The following is a 24,916-nucleotide window of genomic DNA, read 5'->3' as shown; positions in this document are numbered from 1 at the left end:
CGGGCGCACTTCGCCGCTGCTTCGAGCTGAACGCGATGACCGCCCGTCCCCCCGTAACAACGATGATGCCGCCCGCTCCAGCCGATCAGGCGCCCGAGAGCGGGCGGGCGGGTCTCAGCGAGGCCTCGCGCGAGCACCGTGACGCTCCTCTGCGGGTTGCCATCATCGGCAATCCGAACACCGGCAAGACCACACTCTTCAACGCGCTCACCGGGCTTCGGCAGCGCGTCGGCAACTTCGCCGGGGTTACCGTCGAGCGGGTCGAAGGGAGCGTCAAGGGCCCTGACGGCCACCGGTTCACCGTTCTCGACCTGCCCGGCAGCTACTCGCTCTCCGCCGGCTCCCCCGACGAACAGGTGGCGCTCGAAGTCCTGCTCCACCGCGACAGCGACCGCTGGACTCCGGATGTCGTGCTGGTGGTCGTGGACGCCGTGCACCTCGAGCGCAATCTGTTCCTCACGAGCCAGGTGCTCGAGTTGGGCATTCCGGTCGTCGTCGCCCTCAATCAGTACGACGTGGCGGAAGACGAAGGGATCGCCATTGACGTCCCCGAGCTGATTCACGCCCTGGGCGTGCCCATCGTACCCACGGTGGCCAAGCGTGGTGAAGGATTGGATCCCCTCAAACGGGCGCTCCTCACCGCGGCCACCCTCCCGCCACCACAGCGCCGCTTCACGCTTCCACCGGACGTGCGCGATGCCCTCGAGCCGCTCACGACCTGCCTTACCGACGCCGGACTCACCCGCAGCGCGGCAGGGATGGAAGCGCTGCGCTTGCTGAGCGTCCAGAAGTCCGAAGCGCATCTGGCCACCGTGCCCCGCCTCCAGGCCGAAGTGCAGGACGCCATCGCCACCCTCAGGCATCGGGGGTTCCAGCCCAATCGCCTGGAGAGCGAGCTGCGCTACGCCTGGATTGCCGACGTGGTGGAGCGCACCGTGTCACGGCCGCGCTCGATCAAGCAGAACCTCAGCGATCGCATCGATCGCGTCGTGCTGCATCGGGTGCTGGGCCCGCTGATCTTTCTCCTGCTCATGGCCATCGTCTTCCAGTCGGTGTTCTCGTGGGCGGCACCGCTCATGGATGGCATCGAGGTACTCATCGGGGCCATGGGCGGCGCCGTGGGTGATCGGATGGCCGACGGCGACCTCAAGTCGCTGGTGGTGGACGGCGTTTTCGGCGGCGTGGGCTCGGTCCTCGTGTTCCTCCCGCAGATCGCCATCCTCTTCGCATTCATCACCCTGCTCGAACACTCCGGGTACATGGCGCGCGCGGCGTTCCTCATGGATCGCGTCATGCGTACGGTCGGGCTGCACGGCAAGAGCTTCATTCCCATGCTGTCGGGCTACGCCTGCGCCGTGCCCGGCGTCATGGCGACGCGGACCATCGAGGACCCCAAGGATCGCCTCGCCACCATCATGGTGGTGCCACTCATGAGCTGCTCGGCGCGTCTGCCGGTGTACACGCTGCTGATCGGCGCCTTCGTGCCGGCGACCTCACTGCTGCCGGGGCTGACGCTGCAGGGCGCCACGATGCTGGGCATGTATCTGCTCGGAACCGTCGCCGCTCTCGTGGTGGCGGCGATCTTCAAGCGGACGCTGCTCAAGGGGCCGGTGCGACCCATGATTCTCGAGCTGCCCCCGTATCGACTGCCCAGTGCCTGGTCGCTGCTGGTCAGCGTGGCCCAGCGCTGTCAGCTGTTCCTGCGCCGTGCGGGCACCGTCATTCTGGCGCTCAGCATCGTGCTCTGGGCCATGGCCACGTATCCGCGCACCATCGTGGATCCGTCGCTCCCCGAAGGCGCCCGGCAGGAACGGCAGCTGGAGGGATCGGTGCTGGGGCAGATCGGGCACGCCATCGAACCCATGGTGCGCCCGCTGGGGTACGATTGGAAGATCGGCGTGAGCATCGCCGCCAGCTTCGCTGCCCGCGAGGTGTTCGTGTCCACGATGGGGACGATCTACGGGGTGGGCGGGGAGAACGAAGCCGCGCTGACCGAAAAGCTGCAGACCGAAACGAATCCGACAACCGGCGCGCGCGTGTACACCCCGCTGGTGGCGATCGGCCTGATGGTCTTCTACGTGTTCGCGCTCATGTGCATCAGTACCGTCGCCGTCACGGTGCGCGAAGCCGGCGGCGGCGCACTGGGATGGAAGTGGGCATCGATTCAGTTCGCGTACATGCTCGTCCTGGCGTACGGTGCCGCGTGGGTCGTGTACGCCGGTGGACGAGCGCTGGGGTTCGGAGGCTGACGACGATGACGTCCGAGCGCGTGGCGGTATGGCTCATTGTGGCCAGTGCGCTGATCTACGTGGGGCGCATGGTCTGGCGCGCCACGGCGGCGGCGCGCCGGCCGAAGAACGGGTGCGGGTCCGACTGCGGCTGCGGCCACTGAGCGGCGCCGACTGAGCGGCGCCGCCGGGTAGCACGCCGCACTCAGTGCTCCCGCACGATCTCCGCGACCATCGTCCACGCCTCGTCGGCCGACGCGAAGACTCCCTGCACCGCCGACACCCATCGGCGCCAGTCGGCGAAGCGGGTGTCCGTTGCCCCGTGGCGCACGAGGTCACCGGTGACACGCAGTCGCTCGAGGGCGGTGAAGAGTGCCCGCGCCTCATCCTCGATGGCGGCCTCGGTGGCGCGCCGTTCCGCGGCATCCGCAGGTGCCAGCAGCTGCGCGATTTGCGCGGACGCTGCCGTCATGGCCTCCGTGAGCGCCGCGGCATCCATGAGCGTGACCTGACGGACCGGATCGCTCACGCCATGCACGGCGCGTCGTGCCGCCAGGAGCGGACCGAACCACGCATCGTGGGCCGCCTGCAGCACATCGCGATCGGTCGTGGTGGTGCCCCCCGCGCCCCGGTCGGCAGGGCGCGGTGCGGCGCCGAAGTGCCGCAGTCCCCGCGTGAGTTCGGGCATGAGGCAGACGCGATCCATGACCGCCAGCGCGAAAGGCCGCAGCGCGTCGTCACCCGTCAACTCCAGCACGTCGTGATCGCGGAGATACACCGTCAGCCCCTGCGCACCCATGCCGAGCCCCTCGATGCCGTCCAGCGCGAGGCGCCACGCCGCCGCCTGCGGCCATTCCAGCACCACGGCGTCATGATCGAGCGCGATGGTGCACATCGCATTGATTTCCCGACCGCGCACGATGCCCACGACGTGCACCGGAAGCGGGCTGGGGGCTGACGTCATGCCAGGATGGCCTCGACCACGGCCTCGGTCTCGTCCAGCGTGGCGAACACCGCGGTGGGCGCGTGCGAGGCCAGCTCAGGCACCGTGTAGCGCCCGGTGGCCACACCAATGGCGCGTACGTTGAGTGCGCGCCCGCAGTGAATGTCCGCGGGCGTGTCGCCGATGATGACCATGCGTTCACCTGGGACCTGCCGCCCAAGCAACGCCTCCGCGCGACGTTGCGCCACGGCGGGCAACATAGGGCGCTGCTCATGATCGCTGCCGAAGGCGTTCGCCAGAAACTGCTCCCACGCGAGATTCACGGCCTTGAGCTTCTGCCGAGCCCCGGCTTCGATATTGCCGGTCAACAGCCCCAGCGTGACCGGCGCTTCCTCAGCCAGTCGCGCCAGCAACGGCTCGACCCCCGGCAACACGATGGCCTGCTCGGCGCCGTCCGCCAACTCGGCGGCGAGTCGTTCGGTGTAGCACGCGAACACGTCGTCCATGCGCCGGTCGATATCGGCATCGGGGACTCCGGCCCACCGCATCTGCTCGCGGGTGATCTGCCGGTCGGTCTTGCCGTCGTAGTGGTACGCGGGATCACCGCGAACACCGAAGACGCGGTGCAAGGCGTACTCCATGGCGCGCCGCCCCGCGCCGTCCGTGCGCAGCAACGTGCCATCGATGTCGAAGAGCACCAGCTTCACGCGGCTTCCTCCAGGGCTTCCGGTGCCGGACGCACCTTGGCCGTTCGTGACACCAGCAGCCCGCCCATGATGCAGGCGGCCCCCAACAGCTGCCATCCGGTGGGGGTTTCGTGCAGGAGAATCCACGCGACGGCAATGGCGATGATGGGCTGGAGATTGCCGTACATGGCCGTCTTGGTCGGACCGAGGATGCGTACGCCGCGGTAGAAAAGCAGGTACGCGACCACCATGGCCAGCAAGGCGGAGTACGCGACAGCGCCCCACCCCGTGAGCCCAACGGCACCCCAGTCGAGCCGGAGCATGTCGGGGATGCCGATCACCCCCATCATGGCCGCCCCGCTGGCCAAGGTGAGTGCCGACAGATGCAAGCCATTGCTGCGCTGCGTGTACGGCTGCAGCAGGATGCTGTACAACGCCCACGCGATGCTGCCGGTCGCAATGAGGACGGCGCCGAGCAGGCCGTCGCTCCCGCCGTCGAATTTCTGCGTGCTGCCTACCACGCACAGGACACCGATGAGCTGGAGCCCGATGCCGGCCCACCCGAGACGGGACACGCGCTCGCGTCCGAGCAACCGCGACAGAATGGCGATCCATGCCGGCCCCGCCGCGACGATGAGTGCCGCCACGCCGGCACGCGTGCGGGCCATCCCCGAGATGAACAGCAGCTGGTAGAAGCCGTTTCCCAGCAGGCCGAGGAGGAGCAGGCGCACGATGTCGCGCCGGTTGGGCCACTCGGCACGCACGAACGAGGCAATGCCGAAGAGCACCACCGAGGCAAACACCATGCGCACCCCGGTGAACGACAGTGGGGTCATGGCCTGCAGTCCCGCCTTCACGACGCTGTAGTTGACCCCCCAGATCGTCGCCATGAGTACCAACCCGGCGTCGGTCGCCCCGAACCCCTGTGGGGCGGCCGTACTGGCCGCTTCGGCGGCAGACGCGGGAGTGGTGGCGCGTGCGCGCACGGGAGACAGCGACGACATGCCGCAATGTAGATGACTCGGCCCCACACCGGGTAGCGCGGTCACGTTATCTTGCGACATGCATGTTTCCTTCGCGCTCTTCGCCGATGCGGCGAACATTTCCCAGGAAGGGAAGCTGAATATCCTGGGGATCTTCGACGCCGTTCAGGTCGGGCAACTCCCGGCCCTGCACCCGCGCACCTCGTTCGTCCTGCGCCTCAAGGCCACGGCGCAGGATGCCGGTGTGTACCCGCTCGTGCTCCGCTGGATGAATCCCAAAGGGAATGAGCTCTGGAGCTCGCAGGCAGAACTCGAGATTGGCGGTGCACCGCCCGGTTCGAGTGAGCTCGATATGCCGGTCATCGTGCAGCTCGACCTCCCACTCGATGTGGCGGGGGAGTATCGCATGATCATCAACATCGGTTCGCAGCACACGGCCACCTGTACGCTCACCGTGCATGGGGCACAGGCGCCGTCGCTCCCCACCCCGCACCCCGGCATCGTGTCGTAAGCCACGCCGGGACCTACGCAGGCTCAGCGCCGGATTTCCAGGAGCTGTTCGAGGCGGGTGGCCAACTCGGCCAGCGTGAATGGCTTGGCCAGCACGGGGCGTCCGGTGGCGCGGATGAAGCGCGAGGCCGCCGCGCTGTGTAGATCGCCAGTCATGAATACCACGCGCTGCGCCTGCTCCGGGTGCGCGGCCCGTATGGCGTCGTAGACATCCTCGCCCGACATCCCCTGCATGCGGAGATCGAGCAGGATGAGATCGAAGCGCCCGGCGCTCACCAGGTCCAGCGCCGCACGGCCACTGTCGGCCACCTGCACGTCGTAGTGCTGGCTGCGCAGGAACCGGCTGATCGCGGCCCGGAGTGTCGGCTCGTCCTCGATCAGCAGGATCGAGGCCGCAGCGGGAGCCGGGGCATCGCTGGCCGGCAGCGTGCCGTCCGGCGACGCGGAAATCGCGGCAGCGCCAACAGGAGTACGACCTGCTGGCGGCGGTGTCAGCGAAGTGCCTTCCGCCAGCGACGGGAAGGTGAGTGTGAACCGCGCCCCCTGGCCCGGCGTGGAGTGGACGTGAACCTGTCCACCATGGTCATGCACGATGGCGTGGGTGATGGTTAGCCCCATCCCACGATGCCCGCGCGCCCCGCGGGTCGTGAACATGGGTTCCAGCACCCGCTCCACGTGCGTCGGGAGAATGCCGGGACCGGTGTCCTCGATGGTCACCCGGACCTCGTCGCCGTGCATGGCCGACGTGACCCGCACCTCACGCGTGCCGCGATGCTCGCTGAGTGCCTGCTCCGCGTTGGCCAGCAGATTCGAGAAGACCTGCTGCAGCTGCAGCGCATCGCCGCTTACGAGGCGGAGCCCGGGTGCCAGCGCCGTGTGCACCGTCGTATTGATGGCGCGCAGCGTGTAGCCGTGGTGGTCGAGCGCGCGACGCAGCACGGCGTTCACGTCCACCGGCGCGCGGGTGGCGCCGTGCTGCGGCGCCTCGCCCGTGGTATCGAGCAGCTGCCCCACGATGCGGCTGGCGCGGCGCGCCTCCTCCGCGATCTGTTCGACCGCGCGGCGGTCCTCTGCCCCGAGCGAGAGAGACGACAGCTGGAGCTCGGCGACGGCCAGCAGGCTACCGAGCGGGTTGTTCAATTCGTTGGCCACGCGTCCCAGCGATTGTCCCACGGCGGCCAGCCGGGCCTGCTGCAGCGTGGCTTCGTGCCGGATCTCATCGTTCGTGATATCGCGCACGATCCCCAGCGCGCCAACCACGACGCCGTCTTCCAGAAGCGGGGCGGTGGTGACGAGGGTGAGACGCGAGCCGGAGTGCCCAAGGCAGCGCAGCTGGAGGCGGCGACGCGCCCCGGCCAGCGTAGCCCTCATCTCCCGCTCGGCGAAGTCTCGATCCACCGGATCGACCAGCGTCAGGAAATGCTCGCCGAGCACCTTGTTCGCGGGGAGTCCGGCCTCGGTGAGAAACCCGGGATTCACCGAGGTGAACGTACCGTCCGGCGCCACCGTGAAGATGGCGTCGATGGCGTTGTCGACCAGGCGGCGGTACAACTCCTCGCTGCGGTGACGCGCCAGCGCATCGGCGCGCTGCTCGGTCACGTCTCGCAGACATGATACCGTGCCGGTGACCTCGCTCAGCTCGTAAAGGGGCGCAGTGCTCACCTGTACGGCGCGCGTCGTGCCGTCGGCGCGTTGCACTTCACACTCGTAGCGACGCGCCTGGCCCCGCCGCGTGGCCAGCTCTTCGCGCTCGAGCGCCGCCACGTCAGCGGGGACGACGAGGTCGGTCACCAGCGCACCCACAAGACTGCTGCAGCCCATCAGCCGGTGCGCGGCCGGGTTGGCAAAGGTGATGCGCCCGTCGAGCCCGGTGATGATGATGGCGTCGGAGACCGTGTCGAGCACCTTCCGGTGCTGCTCGGCAAGACGCGCCGTCTCCGTCACGTCGTCGAAGGTGATGATGCACCCCCCGTCCGGGTGCGAGGCCGCGAGGAGGGAGAAGAGGCGGCCGGTCGCCATGTCGCGCACCGTTTCGCGTACCGGCATACCCTCGGTGAGCGCGCGCTCGATGAAGGCGTCGAGCTGGCGTCCTTCCTCGGAGTCCCCGCTGCCCACCAGGGCTTCGCGAAAGCGCCGGCCCAGGAGCCCGGGAATGCTGAAGCCGCACAGGTCTGCCGCGCGACTGTTGCAGCGGCTCACCGTGAGCGATTCCTCGAGTACCACGATGCCGTTGGCGGTACTGTCGAAGGCCACCTTCCACTCGCGGGTGGCGCGTTCGATTTCCTCGAACAGCCGCGCGTTGACGATGGCCACCGACACCTGATCGGCCAGTCGCTGCAGGACCTTGGCGTCTTCCGCGTCAAACGGGCGCTCGCGATTGAGGATGCCGATGGCGCCGATGGTGCCGCGTCCGGTCACGAACGGCGCAATCACCGTGCGCTGAATGCGCATGAGATGCTGAACCAGCCGGTTCATCGGATGGTCGCCCCCGAACTCGTTCATGAGAATGAGTTCGTTCGACAGCACCGAACGACCGATGAGGCTCGCGTTGACGGGCAGGTGCACGCCACTCAGGACATCAGCGCTGCCGATGGCGGCCACGATGTGGAGATAGTCACCCGTGCGCAGCGCAATGCACGCGCCCTCGACATTCAGCAGCGAGACGGCATGGCGCAGGATGAGGCGTAGGACCTCACCAAGCCGCAGCGACTCGCCGACCGCGCGCGCCACGTCGGCCAGCGCCTCGGTGGTACGGCGTTCCCGCTCGCTCTCGGCATACCGCCGCGCATTGGCAATGGCGGTGGCGGTCTGCGAGGCCAAGGTGGCCAGCATCTCCTCGTCTTCGGCCGTGTAGATGTCGGGGCTGGTGGAGTGCACGGCAAGCACGCCGAGCAATCGGATTCCCACGCGAATGGGGACCGCCACCACGCTGTTGGCCACTCCCGATTCGCCAACGACATCGTACATCGAGAGCGGCGGCGCAATACCGGCCTTTTCGCGCGCCTTGTCCGCGTCGCGGTCCCCCACGCGCACGGGGCGGCCGGTACGCGCCACTTCGGCCACGAGCCCATCGCCCAGCCGCACGGGGCCGCGCGGTCGTTCGACGCCGCGGACCAGCCGCAGAGCAGTCGCGAGAATGTCGTTGTGGAGATCGGGAACGAGCACGGCGATACCGTCACAGCGAATGGCTCGCTGGACCTGCCGGGCGAGCTCCCGCATGATCTCCTGCTCGTCGAGCGAACGCGTGAGCGACGCGCCGGCCTCCTGGAGCAGCGTGAGGCGCTCGTGCCGCTGGAGCGCCAGCGCTTCCAGCGCATCGTAGGCAACCCGGGCGGCCAGGTGGCGCACGACGGCTTCGATCTCGCCCAGCTTCCGTTCATCAGGACGGCGACCATCGCGTGCACCCGCCAGGTTCATCGTGCCGACCACTTCGCCCCTTGGCCCGCGCATGACGGCCACCAGCTGGTCGGTCGCCAGCCACCCGTCGCCGTCGCCGGCCGGGGTCGGCTCCGTGCCGAAGAACTCCCGCGCGACCCACGGATCGCTACCATCGAGCAGGTACAGATCGCCCACCCGGAAGCGTTCCAGGTGCGAGAGCCGCCGGCGCCACACAGCCCCTGGCAGGGGCTTGAGCCCGAAGCCCGTCAGTGACGTGAGATCGGGGCTGCCGGCATGGGCCACCACGGTCGGGTTGAGCGACGCATCGCGCAGCGATATAACCACCCGATCGAAGCCCAGATCGTACAGGGCATTCGCCGCGATCTGGACCCGTGCCCCGGTCGACTCGGCGCGATCGATCGCGTCGAGGATGGCGGGGAGGAGTCGTGTCGCCGGTGTGGCGGCGGGTGTGGAGGCGCGGAGCATGGGTTATCGAAAGGACGACGATCCCCATGGCCGCGAAACGTCGTCGCGGCAGAGACCACCTCGCCTAGAAGGTCCAGAAGCGGAAGAAGTCGATCCCCACCTGCGGCGGCGTCTGCTGGAAAGTGCGGCTGATGCCTGCCCGGCCGCAGGCCTGGGCGCTCGACCCGGGCTCCACCCCCGCTGAAACGGAGAGCCCCCCCTCGAAGCGTCGCTCCACCTTGACCCCCAGTCCCTGCGCAAAGAGCGAGAGGGCATCGCCGTTGCCGCCACTCTGCGGTGCCAGCCCGCACAGGCCGGTACTGAAGGTGAGGAAGGTGTTGCGGGCCACCTGTCCGCCAACCCCCACGCGCGTGGAGGCCAGAATGCCGAGGCCGTTCTGGCGGAGATTGGCCGCGTCACCCGGATTGAGGGCCGTGGGCTCCACCTGCACCACGTCGAAGCGGCCACCGGCCAGTCGACTCGACAGGTACGACCCGGCCAGCCGAAGCGCCAGCGTGGCCCCCTGTTCGGCGTACGTGCTCCCCAGCACGGTGTACGCCGGTTCCCCGGTCACGAGGTAACTGAGCAGGTCGCTCTCGGGCAGGGGCGGATTGTCGGCACTGGTGAGCGCCAACGTGGGGCGATCGACCGTCCCGCCGATGTTCACACGGATGCGCACGAACTGCTGGTTGGAGTTCGCCCGCGTCTCGCGTACAGTATGCAGCGCCGCGATATCGAGGGTGGGCTGCAGCTCCGGATCACCAAAGAAACGCACGAGTCCGCGTTCCACCTCGAAGCTTGGCCGGGCCAGCCCGAGGTTGAGCTGGTACGTGCCCCGTTCAACGGTGAGCGAGTCGGCCAGCGCCAATCGGGCGACGCGCCCATCACGCGATGGCGCCTGGGTCACGCGAAGCTGCCCCCCCAGCTTGAGGTTCGCCTCGGGGGAGCGCAGCCACACGTCGTCGCCGATGCCGATGCGCACATCGTCGAGTTGCAGGTTTCGCACCAGTGCACTCGGCGCGTTGGGCAGCAGCGCATTCATCACCAGTGGCGTCGTATCCACGAGATCGAGATTGTCGCTCAGGTCCAGCGCGCGACGCTGGGTGAGTTGGCTGATGTACACGCGCCCGCGATCGACACGTACCGCGCCACGCAGACGAGCTGCGTCGCCCGGGCCGGTGAGCACGACCGGCATGGGCGTGCTGACCGTGAGCGTTGCCGTGCGCGCCTTGTCCACCGCGAGGAAGTTGTTGGCCGCCAGACGGAGGTTGAACGACGGCCTGGCGATCTCGGTGATGCCGATCACCCCGGACACGCCGAGGGTATCGGTGGGGGCACCACTCACGGCGCCGAAGCGCCGAATGAGGATGCTGTCGCCGGTCAGTCCGATGTCAGCGGTGGCGCGCTCCAGACGAATGCCGAGATTCGCGAGCGTGAGCGCTGCGCTGTCCATGCGCACCTGCCCACGGAGGCGTGGTCGATTCCACGTGCCGGTGAGCTGCACATCGCTTTCCAGTGTTCCCGCGGCCCGCGTGACATCCGGAAAGAGCGCTTCGAGCAGCGACAGGTCGGTACGCTGGGCGGTGATGCGCCCGGCCAGCGGCTCGTCGATACGGCGCGTGGTGCGGGACGCGAGCGCCAGATCGAGTGGCAATGAGGCCGTGGCCCGCACGGCATCGACGCCGCGCAGGCGCAGGGCGCCATTGAGGGTGAGCCGCAGCGAGTCGTACCGCGCCTGTGCGCTCAGGTCGCCGAGGCGTACACGGCCGACCACGACGTCGGCCAGCGAGACCGAGCCCGTGAGCCGCGGCTGCTCGCGCGTGCCGCTGACGACGCCCTGCGCCGACAGCGCTCCCTGTTCGAGCCCCGAGCGGCGCAGGAGGCGACCGATATCGCTGAGCGGCAAACGGGCCACATCGACGCTCGCGCTGACGGCGCCGCCGGCCGCCACCCGCCCGCGCACGGCCACTCTCCCCGTATCGGTGTGCTGCAGCACGAGGGAGTCCAGCGCGCCCTCGCCGTCGGGCTGCCACCGCAGCGTCGACGGGCCGACCAGCGCGAAGCCGCGCGGCCGCGCGCCCAGGGTATCGACGCGCACCGTAAGCGTGTCCAGACGCACGTCGGTGGAATCTCCACGCCGCGTGACCCCGCCGGCAATCGCCACGCGCGACTCCGACGGCGTGCGCAAGGCAAAGGAAAACCGATCGGCGAGTCCGCCCTTGAGCGTGGCACGCGCCGTCGCAGCCGCCACGTCGATGCCCGCCACATAGGCCGAATCGGCGGACGCCGTGAAGAGTCCGGTGGCGCCGCGCAGCACATCACGCACGTCGAGGTCGAAGGCCGTGCGGATGGAGCGGGAACTCGCGACCACGAGATCACTCACGTCAGCCCGCAGCTGCAGATCGAGCCCTCGCGTGTCCAGCGTGTCGATGGAGCCACGGAGGGCGCCCGACACCTCCACGGTACCACGCAGCGTGTCGGTCGGCAGGACCAGCGCGCGCTTGCCGGTATCGGTGGGCGAAAGCCACGGGCGCAGCCCGCCCAGGGAATCGATGTGCACCGACAGCAGCAGCGAATCGCGCTTGGCCTCGGTCAGGCCCACCCCCCCGCGGGCCGTCAGGCGCGCCGCCGAGCTTTCGAGCGTCAGGGTGTCGACCCGCACGACGCCCTGGTCGAAACGCAGCGCGGCGCTCCCTCCGAAGACCCGCGCATCGGCGATCCGCGAGAACTGATCGATCGTTGCGCGCAGCGGGCCGGTGAAGCTGTCGTTGCGGAAGACTCCCAACGCGTTGACGGTGCCCGTGAGGTCGACCGTGCCCGCCATGTTGAGCGTCGACGTCGGGAAGGTGCTGCTGCCGAACAGCGCCTGCAGGTTCCCGCCGCGCACTCGCCACTCGCCGGCCGCCCCCATCACCGGTTCCAGCGCATCCGCCACGCCGGTGAAGCTCACCTCCCCCCCTTCACCGGAGAGGGTGGTGTTCAGGTCGAACCGGTCGGCCATGCCCGTGGCCCGAATGCGTCCCACGGCACTGCCGCGCAGCGGCATGTTGGGATAGGAACGCGACAGGGTAGTGTACGAAAGCGGCAACGCCTCGAGATCCACGTCGAACTTGACCCCTTCCGTGACCAGCGTGTAGCGGCCGGTCCCGGTGAAGCGCGAGGGTTGCCCCGGGCCGTCCACGAGTTCGACGTCCGCGTTACGGAAGCGCGCATCGTACCACAGGGAGTCGAGGCGCACCACTCCACGCGCAAAGCCGCCCAGCTCCGCGAACAGCGGGTTCACGAACCGTGGCGTGCGAAAATCGAGCTGGTCGATCGTGAGGTCCATCCCCTTGAGGATGGCTTCGGCAGGCCGGAAGATGTCGAGGCGTCCCCTGGCCTGTGCCCGTGAGATGGCGCCCGGCACGTGCTCGTCCTCGAACGTCACCCGTGCCTCATCGAGCGCCCAGTCGGTCACGTAGCCACCGCTGGCGCGGAGCGTCCCGCGCACGGCCCCGCGCCAGTCGTACGGGAAGGGCTCCCCGTTGAACCAGCGCAGCAGCTCGGTGTGGGCGGGCTGCAGGTCGAGGTTCACGTTGGTCAGCCGCGTCACGAAGCCACCCACGCCCCAGGTCATCGAGCCCCGCAGTCGTGACTTCAGCGACCGCGCGTCCATGTCGGTGATCGCGTAATCGATGATGTTGAGATCGCGCGGGTCGTTCCGCATGGTGAGCCTGGCGCTGCCGCCCCCGGTGTGCGGCACGGTCTCGTCGATCCACGCGAGATCGCTCAGGGCCACACTGTCGAGACGCAGGCGCACATCGTAGCGCACGGGGAGGTTGCCGCCCCAGACGATCTTGGCGCCGCCGCGCGCCGTACTGCGCGGCAGGTCGAACCGGGCATTCTCCACCCACAGGGAATCGCCGAGGCGACGGAAATCCCCCGAAAGATCCTTGAACCAGAAGGGCGGATGGATCCACATCACGTCGAGACGGCGCACCGGGAAGCGCATGCCGGCCGTGTCGGGGTGCGCCAGCCATGAACGCCCCAGTGCCAGATTGCCGCGCACGAAGCGGTGCACGCGCACAAGCCGGCCATCCTCCCGTCGCACCTCCCCGTCGAGGCGCCCCAGGTTGTAGGCCAACGCACTGTCGCGCTTGGCCCCGCGCAGGGAGTCCGCCAGCTGCCAGGGGAGCCGCATCACGAAGGTCGCTTCGTGAAGCGCCGTGGTGTCGATCACGATGTACTTGCCGAACCGGGTCGTGCCTGGCGCGCTGCGACGGCGCGGGGTGCGCTGCAGCGCGCGACGCCAGTTCCAATCATCCTTGCCGTAGTCGATGAGGGTGATCACCGGTCGCGTGATTTCGAGCGACTTCACCACGATGCGCGCGTCGAGCAGATCGCGCGGATCATAACTGAGGCGGATCGGCCCCGTGCTGAGAAACGGTGTCCCGTCAGGGGCCCGGACATCGACGCTGTCGATGGTGATGTCGCTGAAGAGATTGCCGCCCACCGCGCCCACGTAGAGCCGCCCCGGAATGGCCGCGCGCGCGAGCGGCATCACGGTGCGGAGAATGAGGGCGCGGCCGCGCGCGGTCTGCGTGAGGGTCACGACGCCGCCCACCACGGCCGCGAGCAGCGACAGCAGGACGGCAGCGGTACCCAGGACGATCGTGCGGCGGCGTGGCGCCATTACGAGGCCCCCCCGGCGGCGGCGGCGCGCAGCATCAGAAGGCTTGCCCGATCCAGATGCTGGGATTGAGACGACGGAAGAATCCCGTACGCCGGACCGGCCGGTACGTGGCCGGACAGCTGCCCGCCGCCTGCGCCGCCGGCTGGCCATCGGCAGCGGCGAGGGTCACCCCCAAGGTGTTGCCGGGACTGACACAATAGAGCGGGGCCACCCCGCCTTGTGGACGCGCGTTGAAGTAGGCCGCACCGGCCGGCAACTCGTAGGGGTTGTACCCGAAGTCAATGCGCACCGCGCCAAATGGCGATGCGACCCGCACGCCCAACCCGGGGGTGACCTTCACCACCGGCCCGTCGGCGCGAAGCGCCGTGCCCCCCCGGTTCCAGAGCCGCCCGGCGTCGGCAAAGGCGGCAAGCTGCAGCAGGCGCGGGAGCACGGGACTCACCCATTGCGCCTCGAGGTTGCCCACGACCAGCGTGTTGCCGCCCGTGGGGACCACGCGCTCGGTGACCGCGCGCTGGTCGGCACGGAAGTAGGTCACGCCGTTCACCGTCTCGGTGGTGAAGTCACTCACAATGTACACGGCGGGGCCCAGTTCGTTCTGCCGAAACCCTCGCACCGTGGTCGGGCCACCGGCGTAAAGCCGCTCCTGCGGCGGAATGAAGCCGGCGAATCCGCTGCCGGTCCCCAGCCCCTGCACGATGCCGGCGCGGACGTGGGCGGTGATCGTCGCCCCGGCCACCTGCCGGTACCACGACACGTCGCCGGACGCGCGATTGAACTGCTGGGTGGCGTCCGAGCCGATCCACGTGCTGGCGTGACGCAGCGTGGCGCGCATGATGGTCCCGCCCGTGGGTCTGACCGCGTCGTTCAGCCGTTCGCGCGACAGCGAGAACTCCACGGCGGCCAGGCGGTTGTTGCGCTGCAGGAAACTGCGCAGATCGTTGTCGCACGCGTTGAAGACCGCGCAGAAGAACGCCGGCTCCGCCTCGGTGCGCCCCAGTTCCAGCTGATACGAGAGCGTACTGGGCGTGCGGGGCGACGGACGCAGGGCAAAGGGATCCGAGAGCGAGAGCACGCCGCCAATGGGCGTGCGGCGCAGGTACGCCTTGAACTCCGACAGCGTCGAGCTGAACACGGTGAGCGACGGCACCCGGGCCTGATCGGCTCGCACCGGCTGGCGTAGCGTCATCGACGTGTAGTAGTTGAGCGTGCGGCTGTAGGGATCGCTGCGCGCCTGCCCCTGGCAGAAGTCATCGGCACCGTCGAGCGGAGCCCCAAGACCGATCTTGCTGACACGCGCGGTGAGTTCCAGCCGCTGGGCATAGGGCAGGAAATCCCGGTCGGTGAGAGACCCTTGCGCGCGGAAGCAATCGAGGGTGGCCCAGCCCACGCCCCCGCGCGCCGCGAAGCGGTCGCCCACGACGAGGCGCGCGGTCAGGTTGACGAGGGTGTCCCCCGGCGGTTGCACACTGTCAGGCTGCAGCTCCACCCGCTGAAAGGCGTCGGTCTGGTACAGGTTGCGCTGGGCATCGATGATGCGGCGCACCGAGTACCAGTCGCCCGAGCGCAACGCCATGGTCCGCCGAATGGTGGCGTCGGAAACCGCGCGAGCACCCAGGCTGGTGTCCACGGCGATCGCGATGCGTCCGACCCGCGCCCGTGCACCCGGTACCACCGTGACCTCCACATCGGCGGTACGTGCCCGCACGTCGGTGGTGTACGCCAGCAGCGCCTCGGCCTGCGGCCAGCCGAGATTGCGCAGGCGCCGGACGAGCGTATCGCGCCCCGCCTCCAGCGCGCTCCGGTCGAACAACCCGCCCGCGCGGAGCGGGAAGTCGCGTGCCGCCGTGGCCAGTGCCTCGTTGCTTTCAATCCCGCGGACGACGAACGCCGACACCCGCATCGGTTCCCCTTCGGCGATCTGGAACTCGATATCGATGACAGCCGGGCGCACCACGCGAACGACGGTGTCTACCCGCACGTCAGGGTACCCACGCCGCCGATACAGGGTCTCCAGCCGGCGGAGATCCCGCGCGAACTCGACCGGATCGAGGCAGCGCCGGGTGCCGATCAGCGGCACCCCGGGGAGCGTCGACGGCAGCGTCGCCACGGTGGTCGCCAGGACCGCAGCGGAGTACTCACGGTTACCAACGAAGCGCAGCGACCGCACCTCGCGGTCACCACGTTCGCAGGACAGGTCCTGCGCGGCGACCGGCGCGGCACACCACAGCGCAGCGAGCGCGGCAAGGAAGCGGGGAAATAATCGCACGTTCTATAGCGTGAAACCTCACGTGGCTCAGGGAACCAGTCAACCTCGACCTGCGGCTTTGGAGCGGCATCCGCTATCTTTCGGCATGAAGATCTATACCCGATCCGGTGACGAAGGCGCGACCGCTCTCTTTGGCGGCGGCCGCGTAGGCAAGGACCACCCGCGTGTCGACGCGTATGGTGACGTGGACGAACTGAATGCCTCGCTCGGCATGGCCCGCTCCATCCAGATGATCCCGCGTATCGACGAGGTGCTGGTCCCCGTTCAGCGCGACCTTTTCGCCATCGGCGCGCTGCTGGCGACCCCGGACCTCGAGAAGATGCGCGACCATCTCACCAAGGCCCGCATCGACGAAGGACGCATCGACGAGCTCGAAAAGGCGATCGATGCGTGCGAGCAGGAGCTGGAGCCGCTCCGCAGCTTCATCATTCCCGGCGGCACCCCCAAGGCGGCGGCGCTGCACGTGGCCCGCACCGTGTGCCGGCGCGCCGAGCGCCGCGTGGTGCACCTGGCCAGCGAGGTGGAGCTGCCGCACCTCGTGGTGATCTACCTCAACCGGCTCTCTGATCTCCTGTTCATGCTGGCCCGTGTCGCCAACAAGCGCGCGGGAGCCGGCGAAGTCACCTGGTGATGCGCTGACATGGGCGTACTCCCCACGCCGCTCGCGCTCCCGCTTGGGTACCCCGTGTACTGCGCCAACGGGGTCCTGGCAGAGGTGGGGGCCGTCGTGCGCGACACGGCGCCCGCCCATCGCGTCGCCATCATCAGCGATCGCGTCGTGGGTGCCCACCACGCCAACAGGATACTGGCGCAATGTGCCGGCGTACCGGCGCAGCTCTTCACCATTCCCCCCGGGGAACAGGAAAAGACCCGAGCGCGCTGGGCCGAGCTGACGGACGCGCTCGTGGCGTGGGGGGCCGGACGCGACACCACGATCATTGCGCTGGGTGGCGGAGTCGTGGGCGACCTGGCCGGATTCGTTGCCGCCACGTTCATGCGCGGCCTCCCCGTCGTGCAGGTCCCCACCACGCTGCTCGCCATGGTGGACGCGTCCGTTGGCGGGAAGACGGCCGTGGACACCCCCGCCGGGAAGAACCTTGTCGGGGCGTTTCACAATCCGTCCGCCGTGGTCATCGACCCGCTGGTGCTCGAGACGCTGCCCCCGGCCGTGCTGCGGAGCGGACTCGCCGAAATGCTCAAGCACGGGGTGATTGCCGACGCGAGCTACTTCGACCAGGTGCTCGCGGCACTCCCCGACGTCGTGAGGCAGGGGGCCAAGGCCAAGGGACTGGATACCCTCATTGCCGGCAGCGTGCACATCAAGGCCCACGTGGTGGCCGAGGATACCCGCGAGGGGGGGTTGCGACAAATCCTCAACTTTGGCCATACCATTGCGCACGCCATTGAAAAGGTTCGGCAGTACGACATGCTGCATGGCGAGGCGGTCGCCATGGGGATGGTGGTCGAGGCACGACTTGCCGAACAGATCGGCCTTGCGCACCACGGACTGTCGCGGTCGATCCGCGACGCGGTACAGCGCGCCGGGCTGCCGGTAACGCTCCCGCCGGGAATCGACCCGGCCGCCGTGGTGGCCGAGACACACGGCGACAAGAAGGCGCGCAGTGGCGCCGCGCGCTATGCCCTTCCCCGCGCCATTGGCGAGATGGAGGCGGCGGAGGGACGCTGGGCCGTACCGGTGCCCGACGATGTGGTCATGACCGTGCTCACCGAGTCCCTCGGCACCGCGGCGTAACCACGATGCGCCACCGCCCCGAACGAATGTCCGGGGCCGCGGTGGCCGCAGGACTCGTTGCCTTTGGCACGATACCGAGAATGGGGGGACGATGCCACGAGCCGCGGCATGGCCGCCACACCCCCGCGGATACCGGTGGGACGAGTCGCTGGCGTACGCCGAATCCCGCATGTCGCAGTCGGTTATCTTTGTACGGAATTCGATCAACTGTCTTTATAGTAGCTTTTTACTGTCTCTATTAGTCGCACTGGGAAAATTTTCATTGACCGTCCAGACGGGGACCGTTATCGTGGCGCTCCCACCCCTAGTTCGGGCCGTTCCCCCGGCCCTACCTCTGCAACACGTACGACGAGGACGTATGCAGGCAGCCGCCGCGACCAGGACTTCCGAGACCCGTTCCAAAGGGTTCTTCCGATCCGCGCCTTCCACGGCCTTCGACCAGTACCTGCACGACATTCAGAAGCTCCCCCTCATCACGGATGCCGCCGAGGAGCGCCGGCTGGCGCGATTGGCGCAGAAGGGCGACGAGAGCGCGGCGGAGCGTCTGGTCACCGCGAATCTCCGGTTCGTCATCAGTTACGTGAAGAAGTACCAGGGTCATGGCCTCGACCTCTCCGAACTCGTGGCCATCGGCAACGAGGGGCTGCTCAAGGCGGTCCGGAAGTTCGACCCGGATCAGGGCGTGAAGTTCATCTCCTACGCGGTATGGTGGGTGCGCCAGGCGGTGCTCAAGGCGCTGGCCGAGCAGACACGCAGCGTGCGGATTCCCCTCAACCAGAATTCGCAACTCATCCGCATGGCACGCGGGGAGATGATTCTCTCGCAGGTGCTCAACCGCGAGCCCACCGACGCCGAAATGGCCAAGCTGCTCGATGAACCGGTGGAGCAGGTGCGCAGCGCCCGCCAGATCACCAGCACCGAGGTCTCGCTGGACGCGCCGATCGACCGTCAGGATCGCGAAGCGTCCACGCTCGGTGAGCGCTTCGCCGGCGAAACGCACGCCGATATCGAAGACGGCACCGACTTCCGTCTCATGCGGGAGTTCATCGATCGTGTCTTCCGCAAGTACCTGACCCCGCGCGAGCGCAAGATCCTCTATCTGTACTACGGGCTCGACGAAGGGGCCGAAGCCATGACGCTCGAGCGCATCGGCGCGCTCATGGGCGTCACCCGCGAGCGTATCCGCCAGATTCGGGAGCGGGCCTTCGAAAAGCTGCGCGAATCGCCGGATGGCCACGCGCTGGCCGGGTTCTGGGGCGCCGCCTGAGCACCCGGCACTCAGCTTGGTAGTATGGACGGACGCGAAACGGGCACGGCGACAAGGACTCCGCCGTGCCCGTTTCCCCGTCACCGATGGTCATGTGGGTAACGCGCGGCCCACCGGTCGCACCTCTTCTCCTGCGACTGCCGCGGCAACAGTTTGCGACCATGACTGCGCTGCGCGAGACGCTCGAGGGAATTGTTGGCCCACGGTGGGTCAAGTCACGCGCCCCGGAGCTGGCCCCCTACGATTCCGACGGCCTGCCGGGGTATCGCGCCACGCCAGCGCTGGCGGTGTTCCCTGGTTCCCGGGCCGAGGTGATCGCGGTCGTACGGGCGCTGGCAGACACCGGCACCCCGTGGGTACCACGTGGCGCCGGAACCGGCCTCTCTGGGGGCGCGCTTGCCAACGGCATCGTGCTCATCGGCCTGAATCGGCTCACCCGCATCCTCGACGTCGATCCGGTGAACCGTCTGGCGCGCGTCGAACCGGGGGTCGTGAACGCGAGTCTCTCGCGCGTGACGACGCGCTATGGCCTGCAGTACGCGCCCGATCCCTCGAGCCAGACCGCTTGTACGATTGGTGGGAACGTCGCCGAAAACGCCGGTGGCCCCCACTGCCTCAAGTACGGCGTCACGCTGAACCACGTGCTGGAGTGCGAGGTGGTACTCCCCGATGGCACCGTCACACGGCTCGGTGGGGCGTACGCCGAGTCGTCGGGCTATGACCTGCTGGGTGCGTTCGTTGGCAGCGAGGGGTGTTTCGGCATCGCCACGGAGGTCACGGTACAGCTGGTTCCACTCCCCGATGCGGTGCACACACTCCTCGCCGACTTTGCCAGCGTCACCGACGCCGCGCGTGCCGTCTCCCGCATCATCGCCAGCGGGATCGTCCCTGCCGCGTTGGAGATGATGGACAACGCCACCATCCGGTGTGTGGAGGCGAGCATCTATGCGGCGGGATATCCGGTGGACGCGGCGGCTGTGCTGCTCTGCGAAGTGGACGGGGTGGCGGAGGGGCTCGACGAAGACGTGGCCATCATCCGGGACGCCTGCCATGCGGCCGGCGCCCGATCGGTCGCGGTGGCAACCGACGCCGCCGACCGCGCACGGCTGTGGCAGGGCCGCAAGAAGGCCTTCGGCGCCATGGGGCGCCTCGCCCCGGCGCTCGTCGTCCAGGACGCCGTGGTGCCCCGGACCAGGCTCCCCGAGGTCCTGGCGGCCATCGAGCAGATCGGCGAACGGTTCGGTGTGCGCGTGTGCAATGTGTTCCACGCCGGGGATGGCAACCTGCATCCCAACATCCCGTACAACGCGCACGACGCGGCGGAGAGCGCGCGCGTCCACGAGGCGATGGGGGCGATCATGACGGCGTGCATCGAGGCGGGAGGCACCATTACCGGCGAGCACGGGGTGGGACTCGACAAGCTCCCGTACATGGAATCGCTGTTTGACGCCGACTCGCTCGACATGATGTGTCGGGTGCGGCGTGTCTTCGACCCGGAGACGCGCGCCAATCCCGGCAAGGTGATCCCGGTGCACAGCTGCCGTGAGTGGCACGGGGCCACCGGCCCGAGCCCCCGTGGCCCACAGGTCCGTGTCTGACATCACCAGGCTGGCCGAGCAGATCCGCGCAGCGTCGGGGCCGCTGCGCATCGAGGGAGGCGGCAGCTGGCTGCATGCCGGAGGGCCGTGGGCGCCGGCCGCGTCGCTGTCGGTGCGGCACCTGCGTGGCGTTCGCGCGTACACGCCGGGCGATCTGGTCGTCACCGTGGCGGCGGGCACCACGCTCGCCGAACTCGCGGCGACCACGGCGGCACACGGGCAGATGCTGGCCCTCGATCCGTACGGCACCCCCGACGACACGATCGGTGCCGTCGTGGCCACCGCGTCGCCAGCACCACTCGCGTTGGGTGACCATCGTGTGCGCGACCTCGTGCTCGGCGTGCAGGTCGTGACGGGGGACGGTGTCGTCATGCGCGCCGGAGGGCACGTGGTGAAGAACGTGGCGGGGTTCGACCTCGTGCGGTTGCAGACGGGCGCGTGGGGCACGCTCGGTGTCATCACCGAGGTGAGCCTGCGCCTGCATGCCCGCCCGCCGGTCGATCGGCTGGTGTGCGCCGCCGTGCCGCATGCCGACACCGGTGCCCTCGACGACCTGCTGCCCGCGGTGCTGGCGCAGCGGGCGCCGCTGCCCATGCTGCTGGTGAGTTCCCCTGGCGAGGAGCCGCGACTCTGGGCGCGGCTCTCCGGCAACACCAGTCGCGTGCGCGCGCTGCACGCGCGGCTGCAGGCGCTGCCGGTGGGCGATGTACGGGAAGCACCCGACGACGAAACATGGCGTACGCTGCGCGCCACCCCCCCGGACGCGATCGTGCTGCGTGCCCGGACGCATCGATCGGACGCCGTGCCGTTCTTTCGCGCCGCGCGCGACGCGTTCGACTCGGCAACGCTCAGCTACGATCCGGCGCACGGCTCCCTGCGGCTGGTCATGCCCGGTACGGGCCTCGCGTCGCTGGAACGCGATCTGGCCACGTGGTACCGGCTCGCCGCTGCGCGCGGCGCCCTGCACACGATGACCGTGGTGGTCGATCAGGGACGCACACGGTCCGCACCGCACCATACGCCGCGTACACCACTGGAGGCCGGCGTGAAGTACGCCTTCGATGCCCGTGACGTGCTTAATCGCCTCGCCGAGTGGTTGCCGTCGACGCGTGCCCATCCCGATGCGTGAACCCATGCCTCCGTCCGTTTCCTCCACCACCGATCACGTGACCGCCGTGACGCCGCACTGCGCGCTGCCCGGGACGCCGTTGCAGCAGGCGGCGGCGGGGCTCGATGCGTGCGTGCACTGCGGCTTCTGTCTGCAGGCGTGCCCCACGTACGTGAATCTCGAAGACGAGAACGACTCGCCACGTGGCCGTCTGGTGCTCATGCGCCGCCTCTTGGACGGCGAGATTGCGCTCGCGGACGAGGGCGTGGCGCAGCACTTCGACCGCTGCCTCGGCTGTCGCGCCTGCGAGACGGCGTGCCCATCCGGCGTACCCTACGGAGAACTGCTCGAGGCCACCCGCGCCACGATGCGCCCCGTGCGGGGGATCCCGCGCGTGGCGCAGGTGGTACTGACCGTATTCCGGTATCATGTGCTGCTGCGCGCGGCACTGGCGGGTGCGCGTGCGGTGCGCGCCACTGGACTGCCACGGCTCCTCGCGCGCCTGCTCCCCCGTCGGCTGGCCTTCCCGTTTGCCATGCTGGCGGCCTCCGCACCGGGGCCTTGGCGCCGTCGCATCATGGCCCCACGCGCGCCGGCCGCGGCAGACGTTGCCCACGCGAAGAACACCGAGGTCGCGGCACCACCGGCACCCGTGGTCACACTGCTCGATGGGTGCGTAATGTCGGGGCTGTTTGGGCATGTCAACGACGCCACGGTACACGTCCTTGCATACCACGGGTATCGATCGTGTGCCACCCCGGGGCAGCGTTGCTGCGGCGCCTTGCATGCCCACGCGGGTGATCTCGAGGGGGCGCGGGCCCTGGCGCGCGAGAACATTGCCGCGTTCGAGCGCACCGCCGCCGATCTCATCGTGGTGAACGCGGCGGGGTGTGGTGCCATGCTCAAGCAGTATGGTCACCTGCTGCACGACGATCCGGCGTGGTCGGCGCGCGCGGAGGCGCTGTCAGCGCGCACGCGCGATGTCAGCGAACTGCTGGCCTCCTCCGGCGTGCGCATGGGCACCACCCCCATTGGGCTGCGGGTCACGCACGACCCGCCGTGCCATCAGATGCATGCGCAGCGTGTGGTGCGACCCCCCATGGTGGTGCTCGAGGCGGTGCCCGGGCTGGACCTCGTGCCGCTCGAGGACGCCGATCAGTGCTGCGGATCGGCCGGCATCTACAATCTCGTGGAACCCGCCACCTCGGACGCGGTGCTGGCCCCGAAACTCGCCCGCATTGCCGACACCCATGCCCAGATCGTGGCGACCGGCAATCCTGGTTGCCACATGCAGATTGGAGCGGGGCTCCTCATGAGTGGGTCCGGCGTCACGGTAGCCCATCCCATCGAGTTGCTGGCAGCCAGTTATCCCGATCGAGGACGCCCGTAGCCTGCGGTTCCCTGAATCGGCGTCGTTCGCGGCCCGAGCATCTGCCATGTCGACCCGTGCCCATTGTGCGCACGGTCATCACCGTTCACGCGTGGACGGCGAGAGCGTACGGGGGCGGGAGCAGGAATGCGGGAAGCGCACCGTGATCGACGGCACACTGCGTCGCCTGCGCTGAGCGCGACGGAGGCGGCTGGCCCCCCGGCTGCCTTTGCGGTATGATCGCCTCATGATGAGGATGATATGGGTGGGCGCGGCCGGGACCCTCGCGCTGGCGGCCACGACGGCCTTCGCACAGACACCGGCTCGCGTCAGCGCGAGGGTGCGTGGCGAAATCGTCGACAGCGTGCGCTCACGGCGGTTGAGCGGTGCCACCGTGCAGCTGACGGCTGCCGACGGCAGCGGACGCATTCTCTCCACGACCTCCACCTCGCAAGGCACGTTTCTGTTGGAGGACGTGGCAACCGGGGTGTATCTGGCCGGCTTTCTTCACCCCTTCCTCGATTCCCTTGGCGTCGAGAGCCAGCTCTTGCGTCTGGACGTGACCACTGGCGATCCCATCTCGCTGACCCTCGCCACCCCGTCGGCGGCCACGCTCATCGAGGCGCGGTGTGGCGCCCCCACGCCGGAACTGCCACGCGGCCTGTTCTTCGGGACGGTACGCACTGCCGGCGGGTCCCCACCGTCGGTCCCGGTGCGCGTGCGCGCGCAATACAACAGCAATCGCGTCACGGCACGAGGCCTCGAGCGCGTACCCAACGTGCGCATCGCCACCGGCACCGCCGACGGCGCGTTCGCCGTGTGCGGCGTGCCCCCCAATACCGCCATCACCGTGCGCGCCTTCGCCGACATCGACAGCAGCGGCTTTGTGGAGTTGCCGGTGCCCGGCAACGGCCTGCTGCTGCGAGATCTCGTCATCGGCCGCGGCGTACGCCAACAGGCGCGCGGCGCCGGAGGCACGGCACGTGTGACGAGCGTGTTGACCGGCAACGCGTCGCTGCGTGGCATCGCGCGCAACCAGAGCGGCCAGCCGGTGAATGGCGCCCGCATCACGTTGTGGGGCACCGGCGTCGAGGCCAGCGCGAACGCCGCCGGCCAGTATCAGTTCGCCAACCTGCCCGAAGGGACCTATACGGTGGAGGCCCGCGCCGTCGGGTTCCAGCCACACCGGGCACCGGCCGACCTCCAGGCCACACGCGAGGCCGTGGTCGATCTCACGCTCTCCGCACTCGTCACCAATATCGACACCCTGCGCGTGCGCGCCAATCGCGCGGTGCCGCTCGATGAGTTCGAGCGGCGCCGCAAGCTGGGCTTTGGCCACTTCCTCACCGAAGAGGAGATCCGCAAGAAGGGCCCGACCTACATGGGCGACATCTTCCGTGGGCTTCCGGGTGTGGTCACGATGCCGGGGCAGTTCGGGCGCGACCGGGTGCTGGTTCGCGGCACGGGCATGACCGGCGATTGCGCGCCGGCGATCTTTCTCAACGGCCTGTACGTGAACATCGAGGACGGCGACCTCGACAACATCATCAATCCCAAGGACGTCCGCGCCATCGAACTCTATGCACGCACCGCCAGCATCCCGTTGCAGTTCCAGACTCGAAACGGATGCGGCAGTGCCGTCATCTGGACGGGGGCGCGCATGGATGATCCTCCGGTGAAGAAGTAG

Annotated in this window: 16 protein-coding genes; 10 read left to right on the top strand and 6 right to left on the bottom strand. The window is 68.8% G+C overall.

Features of this window, described 5'->3' with window-relative positions; genetic code table 11:
* Nucleotides 1–35: 35 nt before the first annotated feature.
* Together feoB and O9271_RS06020 are read left to right on the top strand one after the other, a co-directional pair.
* Nucleotides 36–2,249 (top strand): ferrous iron transport protein B, encoded by a 2,214-nt coding sequence (feoB, locus tag O9271_RS06025; RefSeq protein WP_298267134.1) that lies wholly within the window; start codon nucleotides 36–38, stop codon nucleotides 2,247–2,249.
* Between the two features lie 5 nt (nucleotides 2,250–2,254).
* The gene (locus tag O9271_RS06020) at nucleotides 2,255–2,392 is read left to right on the top strand and encodes a FeoB-associated Cys-rich membrane protein (protein WP_298267132.1); all 138 of its coding nucleotides are present in this window, start codon (nucleotides 2,255–2,257) and stop codon (nucleotides 2,390–2,392) included.
* A 41-nt stretch (nucleotides 2,393–2,433) separates the two neighbouring features.
* Here the strand turns inward: O9271_RS06020 and O9271_RS06015 are convergent, their stop codons facing one another.
* Genes O9271_RS06015 through O9271_RS06005 form a run of 3 tightly spaced genes read right to left on the bottom strand, consistent with a single transcriptional unit; the run spans nucleotide 2,434 to nucleotide 4,861 of the window.
* The gene (locus O9271_RS06015; protein ID WP_298267130.1) at nucleotides 2,434–3,192 is read right to left on the bottom strand and encodes a hypothetical protein; all 759 of its coding nucleotides are present in this window, start codon (nucleotides 3,190–3,192) and stop codon (nucleotides 2,434–2,436) included.
* The gene (locus O9271_RS06010; protein ID WP_298267128.1) at nucleotides 3,189–3,878 is read right to left on the bottom strand and encodes a haloacid dehalogenase-like hydrolase; all 690 of its coding nucleotides are present in this window, start codon (nucleotides 3,876–3,878) and stop codon (nucleotides 3,189–3,191) included. Before O9271_RS06010 ends, O9271_RS06015 begins: the two co-directional genes overlap by 4 nt.
* Nucleotides 3,875–4,861, bottom strand: coding sequence for a DMT family transporter (locus O9271_RS06005; RefSeq protein ID WP_298267125.1), 987 nt, complete (start codon nucleotides 4,859–4,861; stop codon nucleotides 3,875–3,877). The genes O9271_RS06010 and O9271_RS06005 overlap by 4 nt, the downstream gene beginning before the upstream one ends.
* Nucleotides 4,862–4,919: 58 nt before the next feature.
* On the opposite strand from O9271_RS06005, the gene O9271_RS06000 reads away from it, so the two are divergent.
* Nucleotides 4,920–5,351, top strand: coding sequence for a hypothetical protein (locus O9271_RS06000; protein ID WP_298267122.1), 432 nt, complete (start codon nucleotides 4,920–4,922; stop codon nucleotides 5,349–5,351).
* A 23-nt stretch (nucleotides 5,352–5,374) separates the two neighbouring features.
* Here the strand turns inward: O9271_RS06000 and O9271_RS05995 are convergent, their stop codons facing one another.
* The 3 genes from O9271_RS05995 to O9271_RS05985 all read right to left on the bottom strand — a co-directional run bounded on the left by O9271_RS05995 (nucleotide 5,375) and on the right by O9271_RS05985 (nucleotide 16,134).
* Nucleotides 5,375–9,214, bottom strand: coding sequence for a PAS domain S-box protein (locus O9271_RS05995; RefSeq protein WP_298267120.1), 3,840 nt, complete (start codon nucleotides 9,212–9,214; stop codon nucleotides 5,375–5,377).
* A 64-nt stretch (nucleotides 9,215–9,278) separates the two neighbouring features.
* A complete protein-coding gene (locus O9271_RS05990) occupies nucleotides 9,279–13,865 on the bottom strand; it encodes a translocation/assembly module TamB domain-containing protein (protein WP_298267117.1) in 4,587 nt (1,528 codons plus the stop codon).
* A 34-nt stretch (nucleotides 13,866–13,899) separates the two neighbouring features.
* Nucleotides 13,900–16,134, bottom strand: a complete 2,235-nt coding sequence (locus tag O9271_RS05985) for a BamA/TamA family outer membrane protein (protein WP_298267115.1) — start codon at nucleotides 16,132–16,134, stop codon at nucleotides 13,900–13,902.
* A gap of 85 nt (nucleotides 16,135–16,219) precedes the next feature.
* Here O9271_RS05985 and O9271_RS05980 point away from each other — a divergent pair, with 85 nt between their 5' ends.
* The 7 genes from O9271_RS05980 (at nucleotide 16,220) to O9271_RS05950 (ending at nucleotide 24,916) form a co-directional block, all read left to right on the top strand.
* Nucleotides 16,220–16,765: a cob(I)yrinic acid a,c-diamide adenosyltransferase gene (locus O9271_RS05980; RefSeq protein ID WP_298267112.1), complete on the top strand. Its 546-nt coding sequence runs from the start codon at nucleotides 16,220–16,222 to the stop codon at nucleotides 16,763–16,765.
* 9 nt (nucleotides 16,766–16,774) lie between these two features.
* Entirely contained in the window at nucleotides 16,775–17,887 is a 1,113-nt protein-coding gene (gene aroB / locus O9271_RS05975; RefSeq protein WP_298267109.1) for a 3-dehydroquinate synthase, read from the top strand.
* A 358-nt stretch (nucleotides 17,888–18,245) separates the two neighbouring features.
* Nucleotides 18,246–19,154: an RNA polymerase sigma factor RpoD/SigA gene (locus O9271_RS05970; RefSeq protein ID WP_291260079.1), complete on the top strand. Its 909-nt coding sequence runs from the start codon at nucleotides 18,246–18,248 to the stop codon at nucleotides 19,152–19,154.
* 161 nt (nucleotides 19,155–19,315) lie between these two features.
* Entirely contained in the window at nucleotides 19,316–20,752 is a 1,437-nt protein-coding gene (locus O9271_RS05965; RefSeq protein ID WP_298267106.1) for an FAD-linked oxidase C-terminal domain-containing protein, read from the top strand.
* Nucleotides 20,745–21,881: an FAD-binding protein gene (locus O9271_RS05960; RefSeq protein ID WP_298267103.1), complete on the top strand. Its 1,137-nt coding sequence runs from the start codon at nucleotides 20,745–20,747 to the stop codon at nucleotides 21,879–21,881. Before O9271_RS05965 ends, O9271_RS05960 begins: the two co-directional genes overlap by 8 nt.
* 4 nt (nucleotides 21,882–21,885) lie before the next feature.
* The gene (locus tag O9271_RS05955; protein WP_298267100.1) at nucleotides 21,886–23,250 is read left to right on the top strand and encodes a heterodisulfide reductase-related iron-sulfur binding cluster; all 1,365 of its coding nucleotides are present in this window, start codon (nucleotides 21,886–21,888) and stop codon (nucleotides 23,248–23,250) included.
* A 226-nt stretch (nucleotides 23,251–23,476) separates the two neighbouring features.
* Nucleotides 23,477–24,916 carry a carboxypeptidase regulatory-like domain-containing protein gene (locus O9271_RS05950; protein ID WP_298267096.1) on the top strand — a complete coding sequence of 480 codons (1,440 nt, stop codon included), beginning with the start codon at nucleotides 23,477–23,479 and terminating at the stop codon, nucleotides 24,914–24,916.

This window comes from Gemmatimonas sp. (assembly GCF_027531815.1).
Classification (GTDB): domain Bacteria; phylum Gemmatimonadota; class Gemmatimonadetes; order Gemmatimonadales; family Gemmatimonadaceae; genus Gemmatimonas.
Note: the sequence above shows the minus strand (reverse complement) of the source record. Positions and strands in the feature narration are given on the sequence as shown.